Genomic DNA, 14,070 nt, shown 5'->3' on the forward strand with positions numbered 1-14,070 from the left:
GCGGCGCTAACGAGTGAAGGGCGGTTGCTGGACGAAAGGCGCTAAAGGTTGGTGTAAAGGAGAATCCAACATGATTTACACGATTTATGTGAATAAGAGAGCATTCCGCACGATCCGGGAAGCGGCGGATGCGGAACGGGAAGTGGATTGGTGGGACGAACGGGACGAGCGGGCTGCCGCTTGTACCGAATGCTTCGCCGCCGTGGAGCTGCAGCGGCATCTACATATTGCGCTGGGTGAAGGCGCGCGCGTGATTTTTGAGACGACGGATCGCAGACCGGAATCCGGAAACGATAGTGCAGATGCGAATGCCGGAGTCAGCGCGACCGCACAAAGTTTTTATATCGGAACGGTGCAGTCCAATCCTTATATCAAAGACTTCGTAGAGAACGGCTGCTTCAGTTTGGAACAGACGAACGACGAAGCTGGCGATTCCTTCTTGATCGAGACGCTGCAATCGGCGGAGGAGAGGGCTTGGGTATTGTGCGGGGCGGGAAGGACCGGCGCTTTGTATGCCGTTTACGCGTTTTTGGAGCGAATCGGCTTCAGGTGGTACGCCCCCGGAGAAGCGGGAGCCGTATATCCCGAACGGATAGCCTCTCTGCCCGAGATTCGATGTCTGGAAACGCCGGACTTTCGAACAAGAGGCTGCTATTCGGAGTTCATCGACGACCGGAGTATAGATTTTATCAACTGGATGGCCCGTAATCGGATGAACTATGCGCATCTGTTTACGGTAACCAATCCCCATGCGCTGAAGAAACGGGGCATCCGCATTGCGGGAGGGGGACACGATATGCTGTATAAATATTTGGATCCGGGCAGTCCATATCCTTATGCGCATCCTTTGTTTGCCTCCTGCAAAGAAGACATGCCGCCGGATCCTTATCCGATCAGTCCGGAATACAAAGGAGACGCGGACGGCGACGGAACTCTTTCCTATGCGGAGGCCCATCCGGAATGGTTTGCGCTAGTGGATGGGGAAAGAAGCCATACCCGCAGCCCGGAGGCGCTGGCGGAGCAGTATTTTGCCGGGGACAATCATTGCCTGACCCATCCCGGCGCAGCCGACGAGCTTTCCCGCAACGTCATTCGCGCGCTTGCCGGCGGCGATTTGCGGCATGTGGACGACCTGAACTTCTGGCTGCTGGACAACGGGAATTGGTGTTCCTGCGAGACATGCGTCAGCAGCGGCAACTACACAAACCGTTTGATTGCAACCGTTCATCATTTGAGACAAAAGATCTGCAAGGCGATGGAAGAGGGAGTGTTGAAGAGAAACGTCCGTATTTTATTTCCTGCTTATCACGAGACACTCGCCCCTCCCGACAAGCCGCTGCCCGAAGCGTTCGATTACCGCAATTGCTTCGCGATCTTCTTCCCGATCGAAAGATGCTACGTCCATACGTTCGCCGACGAGGGCTGTACAGAGACGAACCGGCACTTGCATCATAACTACCGGAGCTGGGCGCTGGACGCGGAACGCAGTTATCAGGGGGAAATGTTCATCGGCGAATACTACGGTGTGAGAACGTTCGCGGCGCTGCCGGTTCTCCTGAGCAGAATGATTGCGACTGATATTCCTTACTACCATGAGACGGGAACCCGGCATTTTTATTATATGCATATGACTAGTGGAAGGTGGGGGATGCTTGCCCTCAATAATTACTTGTACGCAGCGCTTTTATGGAATGTGAAAGCGGATGGACGCGCAATCATGGATGCGTATTTGGCAAACTGCTATAAAGAAACGGCATGCGAAATGAAGTCGTTTTACGAGCAATTGGAAGAAGCATTTAGCAATGTAAAGTATGTAAAGCATTACCAGGTGAAGGACGGGGAGCGGTATTCTCTTTGGCAGAAGCTCAGAAATCGGGAGGAGTCGCTGTTTCCCTTGGAGCACATGAAATACGATTCCGCCGGTGAAACCTCCGATTCGGGTATTTCCTTGGTCGATTCCATCAATAAGCTGGCCGATTGCAGAGCGATTCTGGATGCGGCGCTGCTAAAGGCGGGAACGCCGGCCGTTATTCAAAGGCTGCTCGAGGACGAGATGAGATTCGATTACGGACAGACGATGATGCTGTTCTATTACCGGATGGTCCGTACGATGATGCTGCTGCATGAGAATAAGCCGGCTTTGGCCAAGTCGGAGTTCGCTTCCTGCATAACGCATGCGGCGAAGCTGAGTGAGACCAAGTTTCCGCTAAGCAATTATGATTACAGCAAATATTACGATAACGGGCTGAACGCCTCCTGGATAAAGGAGCTTTACGAAAAGCTTCTGACCGAGCTGCAGGAGTAGGAGCGAACCTACACCGTTCTTGAAAGGCGGCAAAGCTTCAATCTCCTTGCGATTGCGGATGCTTCAGGCAAGTTTTTTGATACGGAGCCGAATCGCAAAAACAACTTCATCTCCTCTATGGTTTCCAACGCAGATTAGTAGCGGACAGTTGGAGACTTCCAATTAAAAGAGCTGTCTCGCAATCATATTTGATGATTGCGAGGCAGCTCCTTTATGTTTCTTCTGCCTTACGAAGCACATTTTCAACCTTCAGCAAATGCTTGAGCATCCGCTCGCCGGCAAGCGAGCCGTCCCGCGCGGATATGGCTTGGAATACGCTGCGATGTTCGTCCAGCAGCCGTTCGGCAGAAGCGCGTTCAGCGTAAAACCAGAGCCGCCGCAAATCTTTCATTGACGCATGCATGCGCTGGGAGAGCGACTCCATCATTTGTACGAGCAGCGAATTGCCGGTCGCTTTGGCGATCTGCAAATGAAAGCGGACGTCGGCTTGCTCGCTTGCGGCTTCGTCGTCTAGAAGAGTGGACATTTCCTTTAAAATAGAGCCTAGCTGCTGCAAATCGTCCTCGGTGCGGTTGACCGCCGCCAGAGAGGCGCAGCCGGATTCGAGCAGCTTCCGGACTTCAAGCACTTCCTGAAGCGAATCCGTTTGCTGAAACAGCGTTCCGAACGGCTTCTCTTCCGCAGCTTCCCCGGGCAGCTCCTTCTTAACGAATGTCCCTCCGCCTTGACGGATATCCAGCCAGCCGAGCGCTTTCAGGGCGCTTAACGCTTCGCGGATCGTAGAGCGGCCTACGCCGTAGCTGACGGCCAGATCGACGACGGAAGAAAGCTTCGTTCCGGGCGGCAGCGAGCCGCTCACGATTTGATTTTTGATATGTTCCATGACAAGCTCATAGCCCTTAGGCGGTTTTAATGGATTTACGTTCATCGTCTTCCTCCAAAGTCGGTTTAGAGGATGGCTCTATCAAGTCCTCTTAGGATGCGGTTGTATGAAAACACGAGTAATGGGGGAAATCGAACCTTTTTTCGTCCAATCTCTATACACTCATTTAAGCATACGATATAATAGAACAAAAGTCATCAGATGACCTGATTTATTTTACGAAACAAATCGAGCGCCCGGGCAACGTTTTCGGAGAAAGATCCGCTTTGAATGGATAAGCGAGGGATTCGCAGCGGACTCGGAATGGCTTCGGAGAATCGGTCACTTTGCAGGGATAACGAAGGGGAGGCTGTTTATATGTTGGAGGAATCCGTGCGTCGCGAATTGCGCGCCATTGTCGGAGACAACTACTATAAAGACGATACGGAGACGCTGGTAACCCACTCTTACGATGGAACGCCGATGCTGCAAACGCTGCCGGACGGCGTCATCTATCCGAGCAGCACGCAGGAAGTATCGGAAATCGTGAAGGTGCTTGCGAAGCACCGCATTCCGATCGTAAGCCGCGGTTCGGGCACGAATTTGTGCGGCGGGACGGTACCGGTAAACGGCGGCGTCGTCATGGTGATGCACCGGATGAACCGCATTTTGGAGGTCGACCTTGAAAACTTGACGGCTGTCGTGCAGCCTGGACTGAATACGAAGGAATTCATCACGCATGTCGAGGAGCTGGGCCTGTTCTATCCGCCGGATCCTAGCAGCATGGCGATTTCGACGATCGGCGGCAACATTGCGGAATGCTCCGGAGGGCTGCGCGGTCTGAAATACGGGACGACCAAGGACTATGTCATCGGCCTGGAGGCGGTTCTTGCGAGCGGCGAAATTATTCGCACAGGCGGCAAGCTGATGAAGGACGTTGCCGGCTACGACTTGACGAAGCTTCTGGTAGGCTCCGAAGGGACGCTGGCGATCGTAACCGAAGCGACGCTGAAGCTTGTTCCGCCTCCGAAGTACAAGAAGACGATGCTTGCGATGTATAACGACATTTACGGGGCTGCCCGCACGGTATCCAAAATTATCGAGAACCGGATCATTCCGGCTACGCTCGAATTTTTGGACAATCCGACGATCCGCGTCGTCGACGATTTCGCCAAGCTGGGGCTTCCGCTCGATATGGCCGCGATCTTGCTGATCGAACAGGATGGCGCCGACGAAGCGGCGGTCGAACGCGATATCGCGCTCATTACGCAGATTTGCGAAGACGAGAAAGCCGCTCAAGTAAGCGTCGCACAAAATCAAGACGAGGCGCTTAAGCTGCTTACGGCCCGCCGGAGCGCGTTTACGGCGCTTGCCCGTTTGCGCCCGACGACGATTCTTGAGGATGCCACGGTGCCTCGCTCCAAGATCGCCGATATGGTGCTCGAAATCAACAGAATCGCACAAAAATATAATGTTCAAATCTGTACGTTCGGTCACGCCGGCGACGGCAATCTGCACCCGACGGCAACGACGGATGCACGCGACCAGGAGGAAATCCACCGCGTCGAGGAAGCGTTCGCCGAAATTTTCGAAGCGGCGATCGAGCTGGGCGGTACGATAACCGGGGAGCATGGAGTCGGTCTGGTCAAAGCGCCGTTCCTCGAGTGGAAGGTAGGCAAGGCGGGCATCGATGTCATGCGGGGCATCAAGCAGGCGTTCGATCCTGACAATCTGCTCAATCCGGGCAAAATGTTCGCGCGCGAAACGCGCCGCAGGGTGGTGATTCAACGTGGCTGAGCAAGCTTTGAAACAGCATGACGCACATGGCGGCCACGGGGGAGCGCCGACTCCGACGCTCGACCCGTTCGCCAATAATCCGCTTGCGCAGAAGCTGAAGCTGTCGCTCGATTACGAGCAATTGACGAACTGCATGCGCTGCGGCTTCTGTTTGCCGGCATGCCCGACCTTCAAGGAAACGGGCTTCGAGCCCGAATCGCCGCGCGGCCGTATCGCCCTCATGAAGGCGGTCGCCGACGGCATCATGGCGCCGGATAAAGCGTTCGAAGATCAAATGAACCATTGTCTCGGCTGCCGCGCATGCGAGCCGGCTTGTCCGGCTGGCGTTCAATACGGCCAGCTGATCGAACAGGCCCGCGACGCGATCGAGGATCATACCGAATCGCACCGCTGGTGGGTCAAGATCGCCCGGAACGTCGCCTTCAAACGCGTATTCCCGCATCAAAACCGGATGCAATGGGTGGGCGCGAGCCTGCGCTTCTATCAGAAGAGCGGCGTGAAGCGGCTTGTGCACGGAGCAGGCATCATGAAGCTGTTCCCGGCTCATATGCGCGAGATGGAAGCGATCCTGCCGGAAGCCTCGAGCAAGGGCGTGATCGAGAAGCTGGGTACCTTCGTTCCCGCGAAGGGGACGCCGATCGCCCGCGTAGGCATGTTCCGCGGTTGCATCATGGACGTTCTCTTTACGCAAACGAACGTAAATACCGTCAAGCTTCTGTCCGAAGCGGGCTTCGAGGTCGTCATCCCCGAAGCGCAAAACTGCTGCGGCGCGCTTCACGCCCACAGCGGCGAAATGGATTTGGCCCGCGAGCTTGCCCGCTCGAACGTCCGCGCCTTCAAAGAGGCGGGCGTCGATTACATCGCCTCGAATGCCGGCGGCTGCGGCGCATTGCTCGTGGAATACGATCACCTGCTGCATAACGATCCGGAATGGGCGGAGGGCGGCGAATGGTTCGCCAAGCGCGTGAAGGACGTCAGCCAGCTGATCGTCGAGAAGGGTCGCATTCCGCAGTTTGCGGAGGCTGCGGCTGCAGCTAACGCGCTGCAATCGGGCACCAAAGCTCCTTCCTGCGGCAAGGACGGCTCGTCCTGCGGAACGACGCGCATCACGTACCAGGATTCGTGCCACCTGCGCAACGTTATGAAGTCGAGCACGGCGCCTCGCCAGCTGATGAAGAGCGTAACCGACGTCGAGTTCGTCGAGCTGAAAGAATCCGACCGCTGCTGCGGCTCGGCGGGTATTTACAACCTGACGCAGCCGGAGATGGCGAATCAGATTCTCGACCACAAGATGGAGCACGTCAAGAAGACGGATGCGCATTACCTGCTCACCAGCAATCCGGGCTGCCTGCTTCAAATGAAGCTGGGCGTCGAGCGGCACGGCCAATCGGGCAAAATGGAGGCCGTCCACATCGTAGACTTCCTGTACGAGAGGATCTCGGGAGAAGGCAAGGACGGCAGCGTCAACAAACAATAAAACGTTAAGGGATCGTCCGGCTTTGCCGGTGGTCCCTTTCGTTTAACTTAATAAAGAAGAAGGAAATTCCACTATTTTTCCGTTGTAAGCGTTTGCGGTTGTTGTTAGTGAACTTGGGTTCAGTAATAGTGAAGCAAACTTCACTATTTGGGCGTATGAGCAGCCTGTATCTGCGGATAGTGAACCAGATGTCGCTATTTTGCCGTTACGTTCACTAATAGTGAAGCTAGATTCACTATCGGCCTGCAGCGAGCGTCTGCGGAGACGATTAGTGAACTTGGGTTCAGTAATAGTGAAGCAAAGTTCACTATCTGGGCGTATGAACAGCCTGTATCTGCGGATAGTGAACCAGACGTCGCTATTTTGCCGTTAAGTTCACTAATAGAGGTTGTTTAAAAAGCCCCCTTTTGATAACGAAGGAGAACTGTGGGTTATTCGACATCGAATCTTGCATTCATCCGGTAACTGCGGTACTCACGTAGGTTTTGCCTACGCTCCGTGTCCTCGTTCCTCGGATTCATCCAACCTTCTCGGTTCTAAAAAGTGGCCTTTTTAAACACGCACTAATAGTGAAGCTAGATTCACTATCGGTCTGCAGCGAGCGTCTGCGGAGACGATTAGTGAACTTGGGTTCAGTAATAGTGAAGCAAAGTTCACTATTTGGGCGTGCGAGCAGCCTTTATCTGCGCATAGTGAACCAGACGTCGCTATTTTGCCCGTTTCGTTCGCTAATAGTAAAGCTAGATTCACTATCGGTCTGCAGCGAGCGTCTGCGGAGACGATTAGTGAACTTGGGTTCAGTAATAGTGAAGTAAACTTCACTATCTGGGCGTGCGAGCAGCCTTTATCTGCGGATAGTGAACCAGACGTCGCTATTTTGCCGTTTCGTTGCACTAATAGTGAAGCTAGATTCACTATCGGCCTGCAGCGAGCGTCTGCGGAGATGTTTAGTGAACTTGGGTTCAGTAATAGTGAAGCAAAGTTCACTATTTGGGCGTATGAGCAGCCTTTATCTGAGCATAGTGAACCAGACGTCGCTATTTTGCCGTTAAGTTCACTAATAGTGAAGCTAGATTCACTATCGGTCTGCAGCGAGCGTCTGCGGAGACTGTTAGTGAACTTGGGTTCAGTAATAGTGAAGCAAAGTTCACTGTTTCGTTCGTGGATAAACAAAACTTGTATCGTACTTGTATTTAATTTGAGCGGTGTTGTATACTTGAGGGTAGTCTGGAAAATAATTTTGACTCTTCCACCCATTCTAATAAATAAGGAGCCACGTCATGAGTAAAAGTCATCAACAAGTTCATGTATCCCCAGCACTTTTGTTCCCCTTGGATGGCGACATGCTGAACGAGTACGACGGCGTTTGGAGGGATGAGCGGTTACATATCCGGGTCCGTTTAGCGGGACCCGCTGGGAGCAGGTTTACGGTAAACGGAATTTCGGCAAAACGGGCTGACGGGGAATATACCGCCGAAATCAAGCTGGACGGGTACCGGAACACGATTGCGGTCGCGGAAGAAGAAACAGGCTATAACGAGACGGTCACCGTTTATTGGCTGAAAAACGCTACGATGAAATATCGGGTATCGGTTGACGATAATATTTGGTTTTTACGAGATATTGCGGCGAATAGCGAAACGTATCGATCGATCTTTGATAATCCGTATTTGAGCGTTTATAAAGAGCTTTACGATACGTATGGGACGAAGGTTCACCTAAATCTCTTTTACCGGACGGACGGCTTTGACCTCTCTCAAATGCCGGACAAGTACAAGGAAGAGTGGCAGGCTAACGCTCACTGGCTGCGGCTGACGTTCCATGCCGATCAGGAGTTTCCCGACAAGCCGTATAAGGCGACGGCACCCGAGGTGATTTTGGCGGATTGCGAGCAAGTTACGCGCGAGATCATTCGTTTTGCAGGGGAGGAGTCGCTTAGCCATGTAACGACCGTTCACTGGGGAGAGGCGACGCGGGAAGGCTCCCGTGCTTTGCGGAAGTTCGGGTTCCGCACGTTGGCAGGCTATTTCAGGCTCATCGACGGGGAGCCTATCGTTTCGTATTATTTGGATAAAGACCGCGTCGAGCATTTGAACAAGCGGGATTTCTGGAAGGATCACAGCGAGGATCTTGTTTTTGCCAAGATCGATATGGTGCTGGACAAGACGGAGAAGGAAGACATCGTACCGATGCTGGAGCAAATACGGCAAAACCCGCATGAAGCGGGATTCATCGAGCTGATGATCCACGAGCAATATTTTTATTCGGACTACGCGGCTCATCAGCCTGACTTTAAAGAGAAGCTTATGACGGCCGCCAAGTGGGCAACGGAGAACGGCTATAAACCGGCTTTCCTGAGCGAGTGCGTGGAGGAATAGGAAGAAGGGGGGCAGGCGATAGAAGCCCCTTGCGTCACCTAATCTTGCCTCGAACGGCCGATTGCTGGCGATTTTCGTGCGAATAGGAGCCTTTGGCGTCGTCTAATCCGGGCTTTTTCGAGAAATCGGCAAATTAGAAGCCTCGAGCGTCGCCTAATTACCTCGAACGGCCTGTTGCTGGCGATTTTCGTGCGAATAGGAGCCTTTGGCGTCGTCTAATCCGGGCCTTTTTCGAGAAATCGGCAAATTAGAAGCCTCGAGCGTCGCCTAATTGCCTCGAACGGCCGGTTGCTGGCGATTTTCGTGCGAATAGGAGCCTTTGGCGTCGTCTAATCCAGGCTCTTTTCGAGAAATCGGCAAATTAGAAGCCTCTAGCGTCGCCTAACCGGCCGGACGATGTCCTTGCCAATAAAAGCTTAACGGCGTTTAATCTTTCCTCCGACTCCACGGCGCTTCTTCCGCCAATACCAAAAAAATAAAACGCCCCGGACCTCCCATAAGGAGAATCCGGGGCGTTTTGGCGTGCCTCCCGGCACCGATGGCTTAGCGGGAGTCGAACGCGTTCCGCAAGCCGTCTCCGACGAAGTTGAAGCTTAGGATCGTCAGGAAGATCATGCAGCCGGGAACGATGGCCACCCACGGCGCTTTCAGCATGACAGTCATGTTGTAGGCACCCTGCAGCATGTTCCCCCAGCTTGCCGTCGGCGGCTGAATGCCGAGACCGAGGAAGCTGAGCGAGGACTCCGCCAAGATCATGCCGCCCATTTGAAGGGTGGCGGAAACGATGACGGGCGCGATCGCATTAGGAAGCACGTGCTTAAAGATGATCCGGAAGTCGGACATCCCGATCGTACGAGCCGCATCAACGAACTCGCGGTTTTTCATCGAAAGGATTTGGCCGCGCAGCAAGCGGGCTTTGGTCATCCATCCGAATACGATGAGTACGATGATGATATTGGTCAAGCTCGGCTTCAGCAGCGTGACGACGGTAATCAGAACGAACAACTGCGGGAACGTAAGCATGATGTCGACGATGCGCATCAGTACGCTGTCCACTTTGCCGCCGTAGTAACCGGCCAGCGAGCCGACCACGATGCCGATAATCAAGTTGAACACGACGGCAAATATACCGACCGCCAGCGAAACCCGCGCACCGTACAAGGTGCGGCTGAATAAGTCGCGACCGAGGTCGTCCGTCCCAAGCCAGTGATCCGCGCTCGGCGGCTTCAGCTTTTGCAGCAGATCCTGCTCGGCAGGATCGTGCGGGGCGATGACCGGCGCCAGCAAGGCAAGCAGAATGAAGACGATCAGGATGCACAGACCGACGACCGCCAGCTTGTTCCTTTTGAAACGTTCCCATGCGCGGTTCTTGGGAGCCTTCACTACCGGACTCGTATTGGAAAGAGCTACGTTCATCGTTCTCACACCTTCACTTCTTTGTTGCCGAGGCTGACGCGCGGATCAAGAGCCGCAATAAGCACGTCGGCTATAATGTTGCCGAACACGGTTAAGAAAGCGACGATCGTGTTGATGGCAAAAATGATCGGATAATCCCGCTGGAACGCCGCCTCGGTAAAGAGCCGCCCCATGCCGGGAATCGAGAAAACCGTTTCGGTAAAGAGCGCGCCGCCGAAGAACGACGGTATCGCTAGCCCGAACAGGGTGGCGAGCGGAATGAGCGCGTTGCGGAAGCCGTGCAGCACGAGAATACGGCTGCTTTTGAGCCCCTTCGCTCTTGCCGTCCGCATGTAATCTTGGTTGACGATCTCCATCATGCTGGACCGGATATAACGGGTCCATACCGCAAGCTCGCCCACGGCCATCGTGATCATCGGCAAAATCAGATGCTTGATGCGGTCGGCAAGACTGAAGTCCCCATTGAGCGATTTGAGACCGCCGGAAGGCAGCCAGCCGAGTTTAACGGCGAAAAACATGATCAGAAGAATAGCCAGCCAGAAGGTAGGCAAAGATATGCCTGCAAACGTAATGCCGGAAACGATCTGATCAAACCGCGAATTCGGTTTAAGCGCGCATATGATTCCTATCGGTATGCCGATCAGCATAGCAATGATAAAGCTTGTAACCGTTAGCAGCAGCGTGTTAGGCAGGCGGTCCAGAATGACTTTGGAGACCGGTTCGTTCTTGAAGAAAGAAGTGCCGAAGTCCCCCTGCACCATGCCGCTGATCATATCCCAGTACTGCGTCGTAAGCGGTTTGTCCAAGCCGTAGGCTTTGATCAGGTTCTCCTTGTCCACGGCCTTGATCGTCGGATCCTCCGCGATTTGTGAAAGCGGTCCGCCGGGAGCCATATGGACAAAGATGAACGAAATGATCGTGATGCCGATCAATATCGGAATGGCGTTCAACAGACGCCGAAATGCGTAGAGGACCAACGGATTTCACTTCTTTCCTTAAAAATAACACCTCGCGGGTGCTTGAGATTCCCTGCCGGGCAGGACGGGGTTAACGCCCTGCTCCAGCGGGAGATCATTGGATTACTTCGTAAAGTACCATTTCTCTACTTCTTTCAGGCTGTCGCGCTGAGGGTTGAAGCCTGCGAGTTTAGCCGGGTAAGCCATCGTTACCGTAGGCGAGTAGAGGAACGTGTACGGTTGGTCTTCCGCGATCAGAGCGTCGACTTTGCCAAGCAGCTCTTTACGTTTGTTTTTGTCGAATTGCATCAAGTCTTCGTCGATCAGCTTGTCCACTTCCGCGTTTTTGTAAGACACGGTGTTCAGGCCGGTTGCGATTTCTGCGGAGTGCCAAATGCCTTTCGGATTCGGGTCGCCGGAAATGCTCCAAGCGTAGTAGATCGATTCGAAGTTTTTGCCTTGGAAGTTTTTCGAGAAGGCGGATGCTTCGAACAGACGAGTGTTGACGACTACGCCGACTTTTTTCAGCTGCTGCTGAATAACGGTCATCGCTTTTTCACGAACCTTGTTGCCTTGAATGTTTTGCATTTCGAATTCGAACTTTTTGCCGTCTTTGTCGAGGATGCCGTCGCCGTCCGTGTCTTTCCAGCCGGCTTCCGCAAACAGTTTTTTCGCTTTTTCTATGTCATAGTTGAACTTAGGCACGCTGTCGGTGTAGTTCCAGTATGTCGGAGGCGTTTGGCTGTTCACGATAACGCCTTGACCTTCGGCAACGCCGTCGATGATGCCTTGGCGGTCGATGGCCGTGGAGAGCGCTTGGCGAACTTTTTTGTCTTGGAACAGCGGGTTGTTCAGGTTCCACGCTACGAACGAGTAAGTGGAAGCTTTGATGCCTTTTTGCAGCTGGATTTTGTCCGGAGACGTCTTCGTGAATTGCTCGATCGCCGCCAGTTGGTCCGCAGGTACGGAAACGACGTTGATTTCGCCGGTTTGCAGCTGAGCCATCATAGCGTTGGCGTCGGCTACGATTTTGGCGTTCACTTTCTCGATCGCCGGTTTGCCGCCGAAGTAGGAATCTACACGGCTGAATTTCAAGTATTGTCCTTGCTTCCACTCATCCAGCTTGTAAGGACCGGAACCGATCGGCTTTTTGAAAAATTCCGATTTGTCCATGTCTTTCACCGCTACGTCTTTCAGCAAGTGCTGCGGCAGGATGTTGTAGATCATCATATCGATATAGCCGGCATGCGGTTCTTTGAACGAGAACTTGACTGTGGAATCGTCCACTTTCTCGACTTTCGTCACTTTCTCGAATGTGCCTTTGCGCGGCCCTTTGTAGTCAGGGTTCAGCGGGATGTTGTAAGTAAATACGACGTCGTCAGCCGTTACCGGCTTGCCGTCGGAGAACTTGGCGTCCGTGCGGATTTTAACGGTCATGGAGAGCTTGTCTTCCGAGAATGTCGGTTGGCCGACAGCCAGGTCAGGAACGATATCTTGCTTTTCGTTGAAATCGTATAAGCTGCTGAATACAAGATCGATCACTTCGGTCGAAGTTACCGTCGTAGCCCAGAAGCGAATAAAGCCTTGAGGATCGCCTAGGTAAGCGGTGGTGATTTCTCCGCCGTCTACTTTTTCCCCTTTAGGTGCGGTCGAAGCGCTTGGCGAAGCGGATGCATCGGTTTTGTTGTCCGAGCTGCTCGATCCGCAAGCGGACAAGAACAAGCTGGTGGACATAACGGCGGCAAGCGCTACGGTTGTAACTTTGCCAAAAGAAGTTCTGGACATTGTGTTTCCCCTCTCTTGAAGCTTTTTATATGAAATGGCACGAGGCAAAATGCCCCGGCTCCACTTCGCGAAATGCAGGCTGCTCGATTTTGCAGCGTTCGGTCGCATGCGGGCAGCGCGGATGGAAAGCGCAGCCGGAAGGCGGATTGGCCGCGTTCGGGACTTCGCCGCTTAGCACGATGCGCTCCCGTTTTTGATCTACATCGGGTTCAGGCACGGAAGACAGAAGCGCCTGCGTATACGGATGCTTCGGGCTGTCGAACAACTGGTCGCGGGTCGCCGTTTCGACGACGCGGCCCAAATACATGACCGCGACACGGTCCGAAATGTGCCGGACGATGCTAAGGTTATGAGAAATGAACAAGTAGGAGACCTTCGTTTGGGCTTGCAGGTCGCCGAGCAGATTGACGATTTGAGCTTGAATCGATACGTCGAGGGCCGAAACGGCCTCATCGGCTACGATCAGCTTCGGCTTGACCGAAACCGCCCTGGCGATAGCGATACGCTGGCGCTGACCGCCGGAAAATTCATGGGGATACAGAGCGGCAGCTTGGCGGCTCAGCCCGACGGTTTCGAGCAGATCCTCCGCACGCTTGTAAGCTTCGGCCCGGCTTAGGCCGGCTTGCAGGTACATCGGCTCGGCTATCGCGCTTCCGACGGACATCCGCGGATTCAGCGAAGCGAACGGATCTTGGAACACGCATTGCAGATCTTTGCGAAGCGGACGTAGCTGGCGTTGATTCATGCTGCCGAGATCGACGCCGTTAAAGCGGATTTCACCACTGGTCAAATCAAGCAAACGCAAAATAAGCCTTCCGACCGTCGACTTTCCGCAGCCGGATTCCCCGACGATACCAAGCGTTTCTCCCTCGTGTACTATCAAATTGACGCCGTCGACGGCTTTGACGACGCCATTCTTGCTGTTGCCTCCGATCGGAAAATGCTTCCGGAGGTCTTTTACTTCAAGAAGCGGAGCTTTCACGTTCCCTGTCCCCCTTTGTTGAACGATTCAGAAGGGTGATGTGGGCTGCCGTTCATCCGTCAGGCATACGCTCCCGTCTTCTACGGAATCCTATGCTTTACGGACGAGCAGC

9 protein-coding genes are annotated in these 14,070 nt (G+C 53.8%); 4 read left to right on the forward strand and 5 right to left on the reverse strand.

Annotated elements, in window-relative coordinates; genetic code table 11:
* The first annotated feature begins 70 nt into the window (after nt 1-70).
* Nucleotides 71-2,305 carry a DUF4838 domain-containing protein gene (locus ACKGJP_RS04335; RefSeq protein ID WP_409344462.1) on the forward strand — a complete coding sequence of 745 codons (2,235 nt, stop codon included), beginning with the start codon at nt 71-73 and terminating at the stop codon, nt 2,303-2,305.
* Nucleotides 2,306-2,516: 211 nt separating this feature from the next.
* Here ACKGJP_RS04335 and ACKGJP_RS04340 read toward each other — a convergent pair whose 3' ends face one another.
* A complete protein-coding gene (locus ACKGJP_RS04340) occupies nt 2,517-3,233 on the reverse strand; it encodes a FadR/GntR family transcriptional regulator (protein WP_409344463.1) in 717 nt (238 codons plus the stop codon).
* 312 nt (nt 3,234-3,545) lie between these two features.
* Between ACKGJP_RS04340 and glcD the strand changes: the two genes are divergently transcribed.
* From glcD to ACKGJP_RS04355, 3 genes are all read left to right on the forward strand, one after another.
* A complete protein-coding gene (gene glcD, locus ACKGJP_RS04345) occupies nt 3,546-4,964 on the forward strand; it encodes a glycolate oxidase subunit GlcD (protein ID WP_409344464.1) in 1,419 nt (472 codons plus the stop codon).
* Nucleotides 4,965-5,097: 133 nt separating this feature from the next.
* Entirely contained in the window at nt 5,098-6,441 is a 1,344-nt protein-coding gene (locus tag ACKGJP_RS04350; RefSeq protein ID WP_409347069.1) for a (Fe-S)-binding protein, read from the forward strand.
* A 1,280-nt stretch (nt 6,442-7,721) separates the two neighbouring features.
* Nucleotides 7,722-8,819, forward strand: a complete 1,098-nt coding sequence (locus ACKGJP_RS04355; protein WP_409344465.1) for a hypothetical protein — start codon at nt 7,722-7,724, stop codon at nt 8,817-8,819.
* Between the two features lie 543 nt (nt 8,820-9,362).
* On the opposite strand, the gene opp4C is transcribed toward ACKGJP_RS04355, so the two are convergent.
* From opp4C to ACKGJP_RS04375, 4 genes are all read right to left on the reverse strand, one after another.
* Nucleotides 9,363-10,235 carry an oligopeptide ABC transporter permease gene (gene opp4C, locus ACKGJP_RS04360; protein ID WP_409344466.1) on the reverse strand — a complete coding sequence of 291 codons (873 nt, stop codon included), beginning with the start codon at nt 10,233-10,235 and terminating at the stop codon, nt 9,363-9,365.
* Nucleotides 10,236-10,240: 5 nt separating this feature from the next.
* Nucleotides 10,241-11,212 carry an ABC transporter permease gene (locus ACKGJP_RS04365; RefSeq protein ID WP_409344467.1) on the reverse strand — a complete coding sequence of 324 codons (972 nt, stop codon included), beginning with the start codon at nt 11,210-11,212 and terminating at the stop codon, nt 10,241-10,243.
* Nucleotides 11,213-11,314: 102 nt separating this feature from the next.
* On the reverse strand, nt 11,315-12,976 hold the full coding sequence (locus ACKGJP_RS04370) for a peptide-binding protein (RefSeq protein WP_409344468.1): 1,662 nt from the start codon (nt 12,974-12,976) through the stop codon (nt 11,315-11,317).
* A 25-nt stretch (nt 12,977-13,001) separates the two neighbouring features.
* Entirely contained in the window at nt 13,002-13,958 is a 957-nt protein-coding gene (locus ACKGJP_RS04375) for an ABC transporter ATP-binding protein (protein ID WP_409344469.1), read from the reverse strand.
* Nucleotides 13,959-14,070 lie beyond the last annotated feature (112 nt).

It is taken from the genome of Paenibacillus litoralis (assembly GCF_046244365.1).
Lineage (GTDB): Bacteria > Bacillota > Bacilli > Paenibacillales > NBRC-103111 > Paenibacillus_V.